Origin of the sequence: Methylophaga sp. (assembly GCF_009711715.1) — a bacterium.
GTDB lineage: Bacteria > Pseudomonadota > Gammaproteobacteria > Nitrosococcales > Methylophagaceae > Methylophaga.
The window spans coordinates 150,820-166,369 of the sequence record NZ_VENF01000001.1; the positions used below are offsets into that span (position 1 = coordinate 150,820).

Annotated in this window: 17 protein-coding genes; all 17 read left to right on the forward strand. The window is 52.1% G+C overall.

What is annotated here, in order from left to right; translation table 11 throughout:
- Positions 1-12: 12 nt before the first annotated feature.
- Complete coding sequence (locus FH755_RS00710; protein WP_292437687.1) at positions 13-1,347, forward strand: FMN-binding glutamate synthase family protein; 1,335 nt, start codon at positions 13-15, stop codon at positions 1,345-1,347.
- A 184-nt stretch (positions 1,348-1,531) separates the two neighbouring features.
- Positions 1,532-1,867 (forward strand): hypothetical protein, encoded by a 336-nt coding sequence (locus FH755_RS00715; RefSeq protein ID WP_292437689.1) that lies wholly within the window; start codon positions 1,532-1,534, stop codon positions 1,865-1,867.
- Positions 1,868-1,879: 12 nt separating this feature from the next.
- Positions 1,880-2,290 carry a hypothetical protein gene (locus FH755_RS00720; protein WP_292437691.1) on the forward strand — a complete coding sequence of 137 codons (411 nt, stop codon included), beginning with the start codon at positions 1,880-1,882 and terminating at the stop codon, positions 2,288-2,290.
- A complete protein-coding gene (locus FH755_RS00725; RefSeq protein WP_292437693.1) occupies positions 2,287-2,466 on the forward strand; it encodes a hypothetical protein in 180 nt (59 codons plus the stop codon). The genes FH755_RS00720 and FH755_RS00725 overlap by 4 nt, the downstream gene beginning before the upstream one ends.
- Positions 2,463-3,857, forward strand: coding sequence for an amino acid permease (locus tag FH755_RS00730; RefSeq protein WP_292437695.1), 1,395 nt, complete (start codon positions 2,463-2,465; stop codon positions 3,855-3,857). The genes FH755_RS00725 and FH755_RS00730 overlap by 4 nt, the downstream gene beginning before the upstream one ends.
- A gap of 13 nt (positions 3,858-3,870) precedes the next feature.
- On the forward strand, positions 3,871-4,299 hold the full coding sequence (locus tag FH755_RS00735; RefSeq protein ID WP_292437697.1) for a universal stress protein: 429 nt from the start codon (positions 3,871-3,873) through the stop codon (positions 4,297-4,299).
- Positions 4,300-4,355: 56 nt separating this feature from the next.
- Positions 4,356-5,027, forward strand: a complete 672-nt coding sequence (locus FH755_RS00740; RefSeq protein WP_292437699.1) for a hypothetical protein — start codon at positions 4,356-4,358, stop codon at positions 5,025-5,027.
- Positions 5,014-5,298: a hypothetical protein gene (locus FH755_RS00745; RefSeq protein ID WP_292437701.1), complete on the forward strand. Its 285-nt coding sequence runs from the start codon at positions 5,014-5,016 to the stop codon at positions 5,296-5,298. Before FH755_RS00740 ends, FH755_RS00745 begins: the two co-directional genes overlap by 14 nt.
- Before the next feature lie 202 nt (positions 5,299-5,500).
- The gene (locus tag FH755_RS00750; protein ID WP_292437703.1) at positions 5,501-6,988 is read left to right on the forward strand and encodes an APC family permease; all 1,488 of its coding nucleotides are present in this window, start codon (positions 5,501-5,503) and stop codon (positions 6,986-6,988) included.
- 1 nt (position 6,989) lies between these two features.
- The gene (locus FH755_RS00755) at positions 6,990-7,184 is read left to right on the forward strand and encodes a hypothetical protein (RefSeq protein ID WP_292437705.1); all 195 of its coding nucleotides are present in this window, start codon (positions 6,990-6,992) and stop codon (positions 7,182-7,184) included.
- Between the two features lie 324 nt (positions 7,185-7,508).
- Positions 7,509-8,315, forward strand: coding sequence for a GTP cyclohydrolase FolE2 (folE2, locus tag FH755_RS00760; RefSeq protein ID WP_292437707.1), 807 nt, complete (start codon positions 7,509-7,511; stop codon positions 8,313-8,315).
- Positions 8,308-9,468 (forward strand): bifunctional 3,4-dihydroxy-2-butanone-4-phosphate synthase/GTP cyclohydrolase II, encoded by a 1,161-nt coding sequence (gene ribBA, locus FH755_RS00765; RefSeq protein ID WP_292437709.1) that lies wholly within the window; start codon positions 8,308-8,310, stop codon positions 9,466-9,468. The genes folE2 and ribBA overlap by 8 nt, the downstream gene beginning before the upstream one ends.
- Before the next feature lie 9 nt (positions 9,469-9,477).
- Entirely contained in the window at positions 9,478-10,539 is a 1,062-nt protein-coding gene (locus tag FH755_RS00770) for a DMT family transporter (protein ID WP_292437711.1), read from the forward strand.
- Positions 10,539-10,811, forward strand: coding sequence for a hypothetical protein (locus FH755_RS00775; RefSeq protein WP_292437713.1), 273 nt, complete (start codon positions 10,539-10,541; stop codon positions 10,809-10,811). The genes FH755_RS00770 and FH755_RS00775 overlap by 1 nt, the downstream gene beginning before the upstream one ends.
- Before the next feature lie 71 nt (positions 10,812-10,882).
- A complete protein-coding gene (sugE, locus tag FH755_RS00780) occupies positions 10,883-11,197 on the forward strand; it encodes a quaternary ammonium compound efflux SMR transporter SugE (RefSeq protein WP_366658634.1) in 315 nt (104 codons plus the stop codon).
- A gap of 260 nt (positions 11,198-11,457) precedes the next feature.
- On the forward strand, positions 11,458-13,149 hold the full coding sequence (locus tag FH755_RS00785; RefSeq protein WP_292437716.1) for an APC family permease: 1,692 nt from the start codon (positions 11,458-11,460) through the stop codon (positions 13,147-13,149).
- Positions 13,150-13,320: 171 nt separating this feature from the next.
- The gene (locus tag FH755_RS00790; RefSeq protein ID WP_292437718.1) at positions 13,321-15,513 is read left to right on the forward strand and encodes an FAD-dependent oxidoreductase; all 2,193 of its coding nucleotides are present in this window, start codon (positions 13,321-13,323) and stop codon (positions 15,511-15,513) included.
- Positions 15,514-15,550 lie beyond the last annotated feature (37 nt).

Below are 15,550 nucleotides of genomic sequence, written 5' to 3' on the forward strand. Positions count from 1 at the left end.
GAGGAAATAGAAATGAGTGAAAAGAGAAAATACATGACCGTACCGCGCGAGTCAGCGACATTTGACCGCTCGACGATGTCGGAAATCCGCCGTGCTGCCGATACCGGCATTTACGATATCCGCGGCGCCGGTGCCAAGCGCAAGCTGCCACATTTTGACGATCTGCTGTTCCTGGGCGCGAGTATGTCTCGTTACCCGCTGGAAGGTTATCGTGAAAAATGCAACACCTCGGTGACCCTGGGTAACCGTTTTGCCAAGAAACCGATTGAGCTGGAAATCCCGATCACGATTGCCGGTATGAGCTTCGGCGCGCTGTCTGCCTATGCGAAAGAAGCGCTGGGTCGCGGTGCCTCAGCGGTGGGTACCTCAACCACTACCGGTGACGGTGGTATGACCCCGGAAGAGCGCGGTCAATCCACCAAGCTGGTCTATCAGTACCTGCCATCACGCTACGGTATGAACCCGGACGACCTGCGTAAAGCTGATGCCATTGAAGTGGTACTGGGTCAGGGTGCGAAACCAGGCGGTGGCGGTATGCTGCTGGGTCAGAAAATCACGGACCGTGTTGCCAAGATGCGTACCTTGCCGAAAGGCGTGGACCAACGCTCTGCCTGCCGTCATCCTGACTGGACAGGGCCGGATGACCTTGAAATCAAAATCAAGGAACTGCGTGAAATCACAGACTGGCAGGTGCCTATCTACATCAAAGTCGGTGCAACCCGCACTTACTACGATGTGAAACTGGCGGTCAAAGCCGGTGCCGACGTTATCGTCGTCGACGGTATGCAGGGTGGTACTGCAGCAACCCAGGATGTGTTTATCGAACACGTGGGTATTCCGACCATGGCAGCTATTCCACAAGCCGTACAGGCACTGCAGGAAATGGGCATGCACCGCAAGGTTCAGCTGATTGTTTCCGGTGGTATCCGTAACGGCGCTGATGTGGCCAAGTGTATGGCACTGGGTGCGGATGCGGTCGCCATTGGTACCGCGGCGATGGTGGCATTGGGTGATAACGATCCGATGTGGGAAGAAGAGTACCAGAAACTGGGTTCTACAGCTGGTTCCTATGATGACTGGCATGAAGGTCGTGACCCGGCCGGTATTTCAACCCAGGATCCGGAGCTGATGAAACGCTTTGATCCGATTGAAGGTGGCCGTCGTCTGGCGAACTACCTGCGAGTTTTAACCCTGGAAGCGCAAACCCTGGCCCGTGCCTGCGGTAAGAACGACCTGCGTAACCTGGAACCGGAAGATCTGGTTGCTCTGACGGTGGAATCTGCTGCTATGGCCCGTGTACCACTGGCCGGCACTAACTGGATTCCTGGTCAGCAACAGGCCTTCTAAGACCCGTTTTTAACGAGCGATCAAAATAAGGGCCGGTACTGCAAAGAAAAATAACTTAAATGATCCTTACCCCGTCATTAAGTGCTTTTTTCAGCGTGGTATCGGCCCTTATCTTTTTTTGCATTTTTTTACCAGGAGGAATTCGTGTAATTCATTAGTTTTTAACAAGAGAGAGGAATTAATCATGAATAATAATTTAAAACAACGTATTCACAATATGTACTTACGGGACTGTGTCATGGCCTGGGCGGATGTCATTCTGCTCTGGCTGGCTGTTGGCTTCGTCCTCATTAGTATCTCCAGCATTCTCGATGACCCCGTCATTCAATGGGTCATGATTATCTCCAGTGCCTTACTGGTTCTTTTCAATACCACGTCAGTATGGGCTATGACCCATCATTACGCGGAAGACAAGGACTTTATATACGGTCTGGATATTAAACATCTCGATGATAATCGGGCTGCCAAGAATGATGCAAAAGTCAATCATCGGGCTGCCAGTGATGCAAGAGTTAATTAATGAGGAAATGCTATGTCCACATATATCCCCAAGATCCAGCATAAACGAGGGCAGTTAATTGACAGTCTGTTTATCCTGGTACTCGTTTATGTAAGTCTCTATATCCCTCTGTTTCTGGAATCTGACACCAAGTCAGCCGAGGAAACAGCCACTGTCCAGTCCTATACCTGGGAATCACTGGGCGTCTCCGCCGTTGAACAAGAACAGTGGCAAAAGCTTGGTTACGACGAAGCCGCTGCTGCCGAGATTATCAACGACAAGTTTGATTACACCATTGACCCACTGATGCTGGCCATTACCGCGCTGGTCATTATCGGCTACTTCTTTTTCGTTATACGAATCTCCGACAGACAGTATCGCGAAGTCATAGAAGAAAAATTTGGTGCTGATGAAACCTCATCCAAACAGGAGGCGACACAATGATTTACTGGGAAATTCTAAGTTATGCCGCCTGGATTGTCTCCGGGTTGCTATTACTGTGGATTCTGGTCGATGCCATCAGCGTATCGCGGGAGTTCGACGAAGAATTGCTTATCAGCTCCCGTGAGGGCGTCGATGAGATTCTTGATGAAATCAAGAAAGAAGGGGGCATCAAATGACGGCTGAAACTTCGGCGGCTGAAAACCCGCAACGTATTTCGATGTTCAAGGTGCTCAACCCTTTCCATGTCTGGGCTTTAGGGGTTGGGATCGTTTTGGTCGGCGAGTTCATGGGCTGGAACTTTTCGGTCGCCAAGGGCGGGGCTTATGGTGCCCTGATTGCCTGTTGGGTGATCGGGCTGCTCTATAGCTGTGTCGCCATGATCGACTCTGAAGTCACGTCAACCGTAGCGGCAGCTGGCGGCCAGTATACCCAGGCCAAGCATATTATCGGCCCGCTAATGGCCTTTAATGTTGGTCTGTTTCTGGTGATGGCCTATACCATGCTGGAGGCAGCGGATGCCCTGATAGTTGGGGATCTGATGTCTGCAGTGGCGGCGGCGACCGGTTATGAAGGCTTGAGTCCGCAACCCTTTGTGGTGCTGACGATCGCATTTCTGGCCTGGCTCAACTATCGGGGGGTATTTATGACCCTGACGGTGAACTTTGTCATTACGCTGTTTGCCTTCCTGGCCATTATTGCCTTGTTTATCGGTGCTGATCCGCTCAATCCGGGTAATATTCTCCGACATAGCGATTTGTTGACAGAATTGCCCTACGGCTGGATAGGCGTAGTTGCGTCCTTGCAGTTTGGCATGTGGTACTACCTCGGTATCGAGGGTACCTGTCAGGCGGCGGAAGAGGTGCGCAGTGCCGGCCGGTCTATACCTCTGGGTACGATCGGTGGGATTCTGACCTTGTTGGTGGCAGCGTCGCTGACCTGGTATGTTGCGACGGGTCTAATGCCATGGCAGTACCTGGGACAGGCCGCGACACCTTTATACGATGCGGCTTCCATTATCGGTAATCCGAGTCTGCAGGTGGTATTGTTTATCGGTACCATGTTCGCGGCTATTGCATCTGCCAATGGCTGTATCAATGATGCGGCGCGTGCCTGGTTCTCGATGGGACGGGATCGTTACATGCCGACCTGGTTCGGGGCGATTCATCCGCATTACCGGACACCGTTCAGGGCCATTATCTTCCTGATTCCCATTGCCGTGTCATTTGCCTTTACCGGCCTGCTGGATCAGGTTATTACCTTCTCGATTCTGTCGGGTCTGCTGGGTTATACCTTCATGTCGATCAACATGATGCGGTTCAGAAAAATGTGGCCGCTGGATGTGATCAAACGGGGGTATATCCATCCGTTCCATCCGATTCCAGCGCTGGTTTTGCTGGGGCTCTGCGCAGCCGTTTATTTTGCGACCTTCCTCGGTTACGGCGCTTCACTACTGTCGATCATGGCCTTCTACATCGTGGCTTCGGCGTGGTTTGTGATGCGTCGTTATCAGTTTGTGAAACGCGGTGATCAATTCACCATGCCCTGGCCGCGGCCAAGGGGTTATTGAGGAGGGATGACAAATGAAAAAGATCTTATGTGCAACTGATGGCTCTCACAGCGCGCAAAAAGCCGTGGACTTTGCCATTGAACTGGCAAAACTGGCGGAGGCCGAGCTGACCTTTATTCATGTCGTGATGTCGACGGCTGAAGAAATCTCTCATACCTACTTCTGGGACTCGAATGTACTGGGAGCAGCGAATGATCAGATCCAGATCGAACTGCATGAAGCGATGCAAAAGGCCCATGACCGGGAATTGGAGCCGGTGTTTTGTACCACGGTGCCGGGACACAATATTGCCAAGGCGATCATCGATTATGCCGAAAGCAATGACCACGATCACGTGGTGACCGGTTCGGTGGGACGCACCGGCGTCTCCAAAGTCTTGCTGGGTTCGATTGCCCAGCAGGTTATCAGCAAGGCGCACTGTCCGGTAACGGTAGTGCGCTGATTCTTAGCCCCGCGGCATTATGCTGCGGGGCCTTTTTTGCTGATAAGGAGGCAAAAATGACGCAATTTATTTTTGTTATGGCAGCCGTTTTCAGTGTCTTGTTGTGGCGGATGTACCAGCATCATCATCGCATGGTGATGCAGGCCAGATCGGATCTGTTAAGTCAGAGCAGCAAGGTTATCAATATCAAAAAAAGTGTGGCTGACCGGGCAGGATTTCAGCATTTGCTGGGCGACTACGACGGTACCAGCGTGGGGTTGAAACTGGAAGTGGATAACCTGACTGCCCGCAAGCTGCCGGTGATGTGGCTGCATATCACGATGCTGCGGCCGGTCGAGAGCAAGGGCAGTCTTGATATCCTTGTAAGACCTCACACCAGCGATGTATTCAGTCCCGGCTGGAACTGGAATAAACCGGTGACACCGCTTAAAGGCTGGCCACATCATGCACGTTATGTCAGTCGTGACAGGACGCCGTCCCTGGAGTCTATCGACAGTGATGTAAAGACGATTTTCGCCGATCAGATGGCCAAGGAGTTATTGATTACACCCGAGACGGTACGACTGACCTATCTCATTCGACAGGCGGAGCGGGGGCAATACCTGCTTTTACGCAGCGCCGAGTTTGATATGCAGCCGATTGATTCGGCCGAAATAGCAGCCCTGACCCGTCAGTTACAAAAATTGCTGGCTAATCTGGATGGAGTGCGATGTGATGAAGCAGCGTGATGCATCAACAATCAGACCATGGCATCCCTACCTGGTGCTGCTGGTTGCCATTATTCTGCCCGGTGTCGGACAGGTCCTGAACCAGACACCGTTACGGGGCCTGACCATGGTGTTTTTCATGATGGTGCTGGCCATGGTGACATTTCAGTTTGCCGGGCCGGACGTTTCCGTGATCGGCCAGTTTGCCGGCGGCATCTTTATTTATGCCCTGTCAGTCATGGACGCGTATCTGTGGGCGAGGGTGCGCTGGCAGCAGGCTCGATACGTCTGATCCTGATTAAAAAATATTTTCTCTCCAGTTACTACCTTGGAAGTACTGCCACGAGGGAATTATCAAGTTCGCTTTAACACGCTAAGTTCGAATCAGACTTTCCGAAGTCTCAATGGCGGAAATGGCAGCGCTGTTTTCCGCGTTGAAATCAACAGCAAAAGTCTCGGCAAGACGACTGTCGAACTGAAGCGGAGATGACACTATGAGTGATATTAAGCTGAACAAAACAAGCGCCGGTTCCGGTGCAACGCAAGCAGGCTCAGTGCATGAACATGAATCCCTGGAACGGTCGATTGACTGGAAACAGGGACTCGCCATTGCATCGGGCGTGCCATTATTGATTTTACCTTCGCTGGGTTATTTCCCGATGTGGGTGGCTGCAGCAGCCATTCTGGTTTGGGGGCTGTCTGTTTTACAGGGCTTTATGCAAAATCTGGCTTATGCCGAGCTGGCGACAACGTTTCCTAAAGCATCCGGACTGCCGGGGTTTGCCCAGCATGTCTTCAAAACCAAGGATTATCAGGGTGATTTTGACAAAGGCAAGTTGATAGGCGGGTTCAGTGCGTGGAGTTACTGGTTCGCCTGGAATCCGGTACTGGCTATCTTCGCCATTCTGGTCGGGAGTTATTTACACGGCCTGTTTCCTGAGCTGGGCAGCCTATTCACTGAATATCAACTTTCGCTGCTGTCAGGCATCGTTATTTTCAGCGGTCTGATCATCATTAATTTCTTTGGTCTGAAGGACAGTGCCGTACTGGGATATATTCTCGCCGGTGTGTCATTGGTCCCTCTGGTCGTGATGACCGTTGTGCCCTTCACCAGCGGTAGCGTTGAATTCAGTAATATTACAAACAACTGGTTACCTGCTGACTGGTCCTGGGACCTGCATCATATTCTGATTCTGTTCGGATTATTTGCGATTGCACAGTGGAGTGCCTGTGCCTGGGAAACCGCAGCCATCTACGGTCCGGAATACAAGCAGCCAGCCAAAGATGTGCCCAAAGCCCTGTTTGTGTGTGGCGCCATCTGCCTGTTGTCATTCGTACTGGTTCAGGCTGCCGTTATCGGTGTTTTGGGCGTTGAGGGTGTACTGGCAGAGCCTGTCTCTCCGATGATTCCCGTTGCCCAGGCTGCCTTTGGCGATGCCGGTTCTGTGATTGCAATCGTCATGTTGATTGCTGCAATGGTCCTGATTATTCAGACTGCCTATCTCGGTTCCGCGCGAGCTATGCATTCGATGGCAACCGAAGGCAATCTGCCGCGGGTGTTCGGTAAAGTCAATAACCACGGGACACCGGTGGTGGCGATGATCACGATCGGGCTGTTTAATCTGGTGCTGATCTCAATGGGAACACCGGCTGCCATTCTGGCGGCTTCAGCGATCGGCTATACCTGCGCCAACGGCATCAGTCTGTTTGCCTATGTCAAAGCAAAAAGACATCCAAATTTTTCTGAATTGGAAAGACCGTTCAGTGCGCCCAAAGGCTGGAAAAATGTGGCCTTGCTGTTCGGCCTGTTCAATATTCCTTTATGCCTGATTGGGGTGGTTTATCTCAACAGTCTGGAAGTCGGCTGGTTCTCTACCTGGATTGGCTTCATCGTCCTGTCAGTGTATCTGCCGTTGTGGCTGTACTCTCAGCACGAGTCCCGCCAGTTAACTGCGCTGGCCGTCGCGCCGGCAGGAGAGTGAAATGGCCCTGTTAAAGCTGTCCCGAGTTCTGAAAGCCGTTTATGACGGCCTGCTCAGCCTGATGACGAACGGCTGGATGTCGGGCAGCTACACCGGGGCAGTGCTGACCGAGGAATACCATGCGGTCAATGCGGCGCTGGAGACGGATTCAGCGCTGCAGGTCCGGATGAGCAATCGCTTGACCTTATTAGATTAAGTGATAGCCACGTTGCCGGTATCGGCTGTCGATACCGGCATTTTTTTAGCGTTTCGTAACCCCTAGGTAGTAATCCTTCTTTGGAATTGTTGGCAGGGGTGACGGAATAGATAATGAAACTGAAGCTGCTTTGAGTAAAGCGATTCAGCTTCTTCATGGTTATCCTCTAACCCGTTCTCTCGTTGGGACGTTGGGGGTGAACTGTCACTGCCAGACCACTGTTCTCAATGGCATGTGACAAGGCGGTAGACAGTTCACCCTCCTTTTTTTGCGATAACCACGAATAACAACGACTGGAAAGTCTACAAGATAAGGATTAGCGTTATGAACCTGCCGCTCAATACTGGTCTGGAAGATGTTCAGAACACCCCCGATAAACGCCAGCTGGCTATTGACCAGGTCGGCATCAAATCCTTACGTTACCCGATTTTTTTCCAAAGCGATGAAGCCGGCCCTACCCGGGTGGTAGCTGACTTCAGCATGTATGTGCGTTTGCCTCATCATGTGAAAGGCACCCATATGTCTCGCTTTATTGAATTGCTGGAAAAACCCGAACAGATTTTTGCTGTCAGTCAGATGCATACCTTCATGCGGGATATGCTCGATCTGCTGGAGGCGGAAAACGGCCATGTCGAAATGCGCTTTCCGTTCTTTCTGGCCAAGTCTGCACCGGTATCCGGTGTCACCAGCATGATGGACTATGATGTCACCCTCAAGGCTGATATTGGTGAGCGCTTCGCATTGACGGTTAAAGCCGAGATTCCGGTTACCAGCCTTTGCCCCTGCTCCAAAAAAATCTCTGCCTATGGTGCTCATAACCAGCGCTCGCTGGTTACCGTGGAGGTCGAGGTCGATGACAGCATGACGCTGGATCAATTGATTGGGCTGGTAGAAGCACAGGCATCAAGCCAGCTTTACGGTCTGCTCAAGCGGCCGGACGAGAAATTCGTTACCGAATACGCCTATGACAATCCCAAGTTCGTAGAAGACTTGGTACGGGATATTGCCGGTGCGCTGGATAAAGCGTCAGCCATTGGCGGCTTCCGCGTCGAATGTGAAAATTTCGAATCGATTCATAATCACTCCGCCTACGCCATGATCGATCGCATGTCAGGAGACCATCATGAATAGCCCCACCATCCCTTTTGTGCCCAGGGCGAGTCAGACCGCTGTTTCACCGATTGAAGATATCATCGACGATATCCGTCAGGGCAAAATGGTGGTACTGATGGATGATGAGGATCGTGAAAATGAAGGCGATCTGATCATGGCTGCAGATGCCGTTGATGCGGATGCCATTAACTTCATGGCGATGCATGGTCGCGGCTTGATTTGTCTGACCCTGACAGAGGCTCGTTGCCGTCAGCTTGATTTATCGTTGATGGTCAGGCAGAACGGCAGCGGACTGGGCACCAACTTTACCGTGTCTATTGAAGCGGCAGAGGGGGTCACGACCGGTATTTCCACGGCAGACAGGGCCAGAACGGTTCAGGCAGCAGTGGCTAAAAACGCACAAGCGACTGACATTGTCAGGCCCGGTCATATTTTCCCGCTGAAGGCGCAAGAAGGTGGCGTGCTGGCACGAGCCGGCCATACTGAGGCCGGTTGTGACCTGAGTAAACTGGCGGGGCGTGAACCCGCTGCTGTTATCTGTGAAATCATGAATGATGATGGCAGCATGGCTAGGCTGCCGGACTTGCTGCAGTTTGCTGATAAACATCAACTCAAGGTGGGCACCATTGCCGACCTGATTGAATATCGCCGTCGCAATGAACGACTGGTCGCTTTTGAAGACCGCCGTTATATCAGTACCTTGTACGGCAGCTTTGAAATGGTCAGCTATCGTGATCTTACCTCGGACTTGACGCATGTGGCGCTGATTTGTGGCTCACCACAAACACAGAATGCCACTCTGGTACGGGTTCATGCGCCCATCAATAACTTTGATTTCCTGGATAACCGGCGTCATGGTCATACCTGGAGTGTCACCGAAGCTATGCAGCATATACAGGAAGCCGGAGAAGGGGTCCTGCTGCTGATCAAGGGAGATGAACAGGAATGGCAGGCACAGGTTGAAGGTGAACGTCATTTCGATGAAGAGTATGTGCTCAAGCACTATGGTATTGGTGCCCAGATCCTCAAAGAACTGGGCATTGGCCGTATGCGTCTGATGACCTGGCCCAGGAAACTGCCTTCAATGAGTGGTTTTGGCCTGTCTGTTGACGAATATGTGCTGCCGGAAGACTTGAACGAACGGGCACTGGCTGACTTGTCCCGCGGTTAGGAGAACTGCATGAGCAGCTACAGCGATTACGCGCTTCAGCAGCACTTTGTCCGCCATCAGCGCTGGGGTTTCAGATGGGCATTGTGGACCGCCGTGTTATGGGGCGCCTGGTATATTCCCGGTACGGCCTTATGGTACGAATATCCTTATAACAGCATCAGCGCGGATAACCAGGGGCAACGCCTGGTCGCCACCGCGGTCATGACCTGGATCCATGCGCTGGCCGTTTTCATTTTTCTTGCACTGTGGAACGGCAGCCTGGGCAAACTTAAAGATTATGGCCGCACACTGGTGCGGTTTCGCAAGATTTCCAAATGGTATGCACTGGCCTCCTTATTCGGCGGTCCCATGGCAATTTTCGGCTCCTACATGGCAATGGGATTCGTCGGGCCAGTGTTTGCCGCCGTGACTTCGCTGTTTTATCCGGTGGTAGGGGCAGTGATTGCCCGTCTCTGGTATCAGGAAAAAATTTCCGGACAGGCGGCACTGGGTATGGCGATTATCATCATGGGCGGGGTAGTGATTTATGGCCCGGGCATCTTTGGTGAACTGGGTGATGACAGCAGCTACGTGTGGCTCGGTTATCTCGGCGGCATATTATCCGCTATCGGCTGGGGGGCAGAGGGGGCGGTTGCTTCCAGAGCCATGGATGTCACCGATCCGGATGTCGGAATACAGTGCCGCTTCAGTTTTGAAATACTTTTCTGGGGGCTGCTGGTGCTGCCCGCGGTGATGTTATTGACCGAGCAGCCTGTGTGGTTTCTGATAAAAGAGACCTTGATGACGCCTATTGCCATGACCTGGATGTTGCTGGCATCGGTCTGTCATGCATTCTGCTATACGGCATTTTATAAAAGCTTTTCATTGATTGGTGTCAGTCGCGGCGAGGCAATCGGCAATCTTTATGGTGTTTTCGCCGTGATCTTTGTCGCATTGGTCACGCTGGAATTACCGGAATGGTATTTTCTGGTCGGTCTGGCTTTGACCATTATCGGCAGCTTCGTGATGTTCCGGGAACCCGCGGAAGCCGTGGCCCAATTACGTTCGGTAACCGAAACGCCGGGGTCGTGATGAAGCTGCATCATAAAGGTTACATGCTGGTATTGCTGGAGCGAAAGCAACTGGAGTGGGATGATGTGCTGATTAGCGAGGCGATGCAGGAATATCAACTTTCCGGCCGTTACTGGCTGAATCACTTTCGTATTATTCTCGATGAACTGGCCTCGGCTGGTTTGATAAACCGTGAAGATCATCGACTGGATAATCTGTGTGACAGGTTAGTATTCCAGTATGCTTTATCGGCATTCGGCCGCCAGCGTATGAAAGATACCGGCTTGCTGTAATTTTCATTATAGAAGTGAGGACGACCTCACCGCTCTGTTCTCGTCGGGGACGGCCCCATAAGGAGTAAATGATGGCCTGGGTGGTATTGGTGATAGCAGGACTACTGGAAGTGGTTTGGGCGGTGGGTCTGAAATATTCGGACGGCTTCACCCGGCTCTGGCCGAGTGTGTTTACCGTATTGACCATGCTGTTGAGTTTCTGGTTACTGGGATTGGCAATGCGTTCACTGCCAGTGGGTACGGCATATGGTGTCTGGGTCGGTATTGGTGCTGTAGGTACGGCAATTTACGGCATTATGTTTCTGGCCGAGCCGTCGAGTTTTGTCAGACTGGCCAGTGTGTGTCTGATTTTAACCGGCATTGTGGGCTTGAAAGTATCCGCTTAGGCGGTGCAGAGGAGTGAGCAGGATGTCTGAGTTCTGGGGATATATCGGGGCCGATGTGCTGGCGATCATCGTGATAGCCATGCTCAGCGCGCTAGCCTTATACCATGCCCGTATCTTTGTCAGTCGGTTGTGAGGATGACTGCCAGCTTCAATTCATTTTATTGAATCTGTAGATTGTGTCTTTTCCCTCAGACTGTCATGCTGAAACCGGCTTTAACGGGATGCAATGGGCAACTGGCCTGTGAATATCGGATTGAAATGTGCAACAGTCACCTGTAAACGATAATCAGGAAGCAGGCAGTGAGATTAAATCTGCGGGATTCTCACTTCATCGCAGTATAAACTGGACCGGTGCCTTCTGGGTGGCCAGCGGCGTTCCTGCGCTGGTTCTATTCTCAATGGGAGCAATTGCTGCCACGGTAGGCAAACCCGCATGGCTGGTCTGGCTGATTTCGATCAGTTTCGGTTTTATTCAGGCTTTTACCTACGCTGAAATTGCCGGCCTGTTTCCTCACAAGACCGGGGGGGCATCGGTCTATGGTTCAGTCGCCTGGGTAAATTACTGCAAACTGATCGCGCCGCTGTCGATATGGTGTAACTGGATTGCCTGGGGGCCGGTACTGGCGATCGGCTCCGGTCTCGCTGCGGGCTATATTCTGACGGCCCTGTTTCCGCCCGACGCAGTCATCAATACCTGGCAGATTACCTTGCTGGATCTGGGTTCCCTCAAAGCCGGACTGACCTTACGTATTAATGCCACTTTTATCATTGGCGCTGCGTTGATGATTATCGTTTTTGCGATTCAGAATGGCGGTATTCTGCGCTCAGCCAGAGCGACCATGATTCTGGGCATGACCAGTCTGATTCCATTGATGGTGCTGGCACTGGTACCGCTGATTACCGGTGATCTGCCCGCGGACCATTTTTTCCCGCTGTCACCATTGGCCTATGACAGTGAAGGTCATGTCATGGCCGGAGACTGGAATCTGGATGGCTGGGTTCTGATGGCCGGTGGCTTGTTCATTGCTGCCTGGTCAACCTATGGTTTCGAAACTGCCGTTTGCTATACCCGGGAGTTCAAGCATCCCAGAACGGATACTTTCAAAGCGATTTTGTATTCCGGTTTACTCTGCATCGTCGCTTTTACGCTTATTCCGCTGGCATTCCAGGGGCATCTCGGGCTGGGACAGCTGGTACAGCCGGAAACCCTGAATACGGCCGGCCAGGTGATTGCACCGGCGAAATACAATGGCATGTTGTCGGATGATATTTACAGCGGGATGGGGGTCGCCAGTGCCCTAGCTGGCATCGTGGGCGGCAGTGGCTTTATCGCCAACCTGTTCGTGGTGATGCTGGTACTGGCATTACTGCTGTCAATTATGACCACCATGTCGGGTTCCTCGCGGACCCTTTGTCAGGGCGCTATCGACGGCCTGTTGCCGCGTTATTTAGCCAAGGTGAATGAAAACGGAGCGCCGACCCGTGCCATGTGGACGAATCTGTTGATCAACCTGATGCTGCTCAGCATGTCCGATTATGTGTTTCTGCTCGCCGCCTCCAATGTCGGCTATATCATTTTCAATTTTCTGAATCTGAATGCCGGCTGGATTCACCGCATTGACCGGCCTAACTGGGATCGCCCCTACAAGGCACCGACGATTCTGATCGTGACCGGTACTATTCTGGCCTATATCAATATGCTGTTGATGGGACTGGGCGCCAATGTGTGGGGGGCGGGTACCTTAATGAGCGGGCTGATTGTGGCAAGCCTGATTATTCCCATTTTTGTCTGGCGGCACTATGTGGTGGATAGGGGACGATTCCCCAGTGCCATGCTCGAAGACATTGATCTTTCCCGTAATGACTATACCGTCAAGCGTGCCGGAATACTTCCGTATCTGGCCCTGGCCGGTGGTGCCCTCGTCCTGGCTGTGGGTAGCTACCTGAGCTGACCGGATCCGTTTCCGCCGGCGTCCCTTTGCCGGCTGTGCAGCATCCAAGCTGACATTCTCCTGAAAATGCCTGTTTCTACTACCTAGGAGGTAACCCCTCTTAGGAATTGTTGAGCGTCATCCCACTTTAGACAATAGCATTGCCAACACTCACTAAAAGGGAGAAATATAATGGCACGCGATCCAAAACACGATATTTTGTTTGAGCCGATTCAAATCGGTCCCAAAACACTCCGGAACCGTTTTTATCAGGTTCCTCACTGTATCGGCGCAGGATCCGACAGACCCGGTTTTCAGGCTGCACACCGTTCCATGAAAGCGGAAGGCGGCTGGGCGGCGATGAATACGGAATACTGCTCGATCCATCCTGAATCTGACGATACCCACCGTCTTTCAGCCCGTATCTGGGATGAAGGCGATGTACGCAACCTGCGGGCTATGACTGACGAAGTCCACAAATACGGCGCACTGGCCGGTATCGAAATGTGGTACGGCGCCGCCCATGCACCTAACATGGAAAGCCGCGCAACACCACGTGGCCCTAGCCAGTTCGCATCAGAATTCGAAACCCTCAGCTACTGTAAAGAAATGGACCTTGATGATATCAAGATGGTCCAGCAGTACTACGTGGAAGCGGCTTATCGTGCCCGCGATGCCGGTTTCGACATTGTTTACGTTTACGGCGCGCACTCATACCTGCCACTGCAGTTCCTGAATCCGTATTACAACAAGCGTACTGACGGTTATGGCGGCAGCCTGGAAAACCGTGCCCGTTTCTGGGTTGAAACCCTGGAAAAAGTCCGCAAAGCGGTGGGTGATGATTGTGCCATTGCGACTCGTTTTGCCATTGATACCATTTACGGTCCTGACCAGATTGAAGTTGAAGAAGACGGTATCAAATTCATCGAACTGGCTGATGACTTCATTGACCTGTGGGACATCACCGTTGGTGATATCGCCGAATGGGGTGAGGATGCCGGTCCGTCGCGTTTCTACCAGCAAGGTCATACCGTTCCCTGGGTTGAGCATGTAAAACGCGTTTCCAAAAAACCGGTACTGGGTGTAGGTCGTTACACTGATCCGGAAAAAATGACCGAAATCGTCACTAAGGGCGTGGTAGACATTATCGGTGCCGCCCGTCCTTCGATTGCTGATCCGTTCCTGCCCAAGAAGATTGAAGAAGGTCGTTACGACGATATCCGTGTCTGTATTGGTTGTAACGTCTGTATCTCACGTTGGGAGATCGGTGGTCCGCCGATGATTTGTACTCAGAATGCGACTGCTGGTGAAGAATACCGCCGTGGCTGGCATCCTGAGAAGTTTGCCAAAGCCGAGTCGGAAGATTCGATTCTGGTGGTCGGTGCCGGTCCTTCCGGTTCAGAAGCCGCCCGTGTGCTGATGGAGCGTGGTTATACCGTTCACTTGTACGATAAAGCTGAAAAAATCGGTGGTCACGTTAACCAGGTTGTCACGCTGCCGGGTCTGGGAGAGTGGGGTTATCACCGTGATTATCGTGAAACTCAGCTCAACAAACTGGTTAAGAAGAACAAGCACAATGTGATTGCGCTTGGTCAGAAACCGCTGACTGCTGACGATGTACTGGAATACGGTGCTGAAAAAGTCATTATCGCTACCGGTTCTCACTGGACCACAGATGGTGAAAACTGTCTGACCCATGCACCCATTCCTGGTGCGGATGCATCACAGCCGGAACAACTGACACCAGAGCAAGTCCTGTCTGGCGAGAAGAAAATCGGCAAACGCGTCGTGATTCTGAGTGCTGACAGCTATTTCATGACTCCGAGCCTGGCTGAAAAACTGGCTACAGAAGGTCATGAAGTGACCATCGTATCCGGTGTACATCTGGGTAACTACATGCACTTCACGCTGGAATATCCAAATATGATGCGTCGCCTGCATGAACTGGGCGTCGAAGAAATCGGTGATCACTTCTGTACCCGTATCGAGAAGAACCGTCTGGAAATCTTCAACATGTGGGGTGATGGTTCCAAACGTAGCTATCGCGGCCCGGGTGTTTATCCTCGTGATGAGAATAAGACTCACCGTTGGCTCGAATTTGACTCTCTGGTTCTGGTCACCGGACGCAAGTCTGACAATGCCCTGTACAAAGAGCTCAAAGAACGTCAATCAGAATGGGAAGAAAACGGTATCAAGGGTGTTTACCTGATTGGTGATGCCGAAGCACCTCGTCTGATTGCCGATGCAACCTTCACGGGTCAGCGTATCGCAAGGGAAATTGATGAAGAAAATCCACAATATCCTCTGCCGTACAAACGTGAAACCGTTGCCTGGGGCACCCCGCACAAGCCGGGTGGCAACCACGAGATCGAGTACAAGATCTAGGCAGTAAATGGTTGTGTGCTGCCACGTACCGTGGCAG

Bases quoted from the DNA above. Each gene is read 5' to 3' on its own strand.
- FH755_RS00710 (WP_292437687.1), top strand. From the start codon at position 13: ATGAGTGAAAAGAGAAAATACATGACCGTACCGCGCGAGTCAGCGACA.
- FH755_RS00715 (WP_292437689.1), top strand. From the start codon at position 1,532: ATGAATAATAATTTAAAACAACGTATTCACAATATGTACTTACGGGAC.
- FH755_RS00720 (WP_292437691.1), top strand. From the start codon at position 1,880: ATGTCCACATATATCCCCAAGATCCAGCATAAACGAGGGCAGTTAATT.
- FH755_RS00725 (WP_292437693.1), top strand. From the start codon at position 2,287: ATGATTTACTGGGAAATTCTAAGTTATGCCGCCTGGATTGTCTCCGGG.
- FH755_RS00730 (WP_292437695.1), top strand. From the start codon at position 2,463: ATGACGGCTGAAACTTCGGCGGCTGAAAACCCGCAACGTATTTCGATG.
- FH755_RS00735 (WP_292437697.1), top strand. From the start codon at position 3,871: ATGAAAAAGATCTTATGTGCAACTGATGGCTCTCACAGCGCGCAAAAA.
- FH755_RS00740 (WP_292437699.1), top strand. From the start codon at position 4,356: ATGACGCAATTTATTTTTGTTATGGCAGCCGTTTTCAGTGTCTTGTTG.
- FH755_RS00745 (WP_292437701.1), top strand. From the start codon at position 5,014: ATGAAGCAGCGTGATGCATCAACAATCAGACCATGGCATCCCTACCTG.
- FH755_RS00750 (WP_292437703.1), top strand. From the start codon at position 5,501: ATGAGTGATATTAAGCTGAACAAAACAAGCGCCGGTTCCGGTGCAACG.
- FH755_RS00755 (WP_292437705.1), top strand. From the start codon at position 6,990: ATGGCCCTGTTAAAGCTGTCCCGAGTTCTGAAAGCCGTTTATGACGGC.
- folE2 (WP_292437707.1), top strand. From the start codon at position 7,509: ATGAACCTGCCGCTCAATACTGGTCTGGAAGATGTTCAGAACACCCCC.
- ribBA (WP_292437709.1), top strand. From the start codon at position 8,308: ATGAATAGCCCCACCATCCCTTTTGTGCCCAGGGCGAGTCAGACCGCT.
- FH755_RS00770 (WP_292437711.1), top strand. From the start codon at position 9,478: ATGAGCAGCTACAGCGATTACGCGCTTCAGCAGCACTTTGTCCGCCAT.
- FH755_RS00775 (WP_292437713.1), top strand. From the start codon at position 10,539: ATGAAGCTGCATCATAAAGGTTACATGCTGGTATTGCTGGAGCGAAAG.
- sugE (WP_366658634.1), top strand. From the start codon at position 10,883: ATGGCCTGGGTGGTATTGGTGATAGCAGGACTACTGGAAGTGGTTTGG.
- FH755_RS00790 (WP_292437718.1), top strand. From the start codon at position 13,321: ATGGCACGCGATCCAAAACACGATATTTTGTTTGAGCCGATTCAAATC.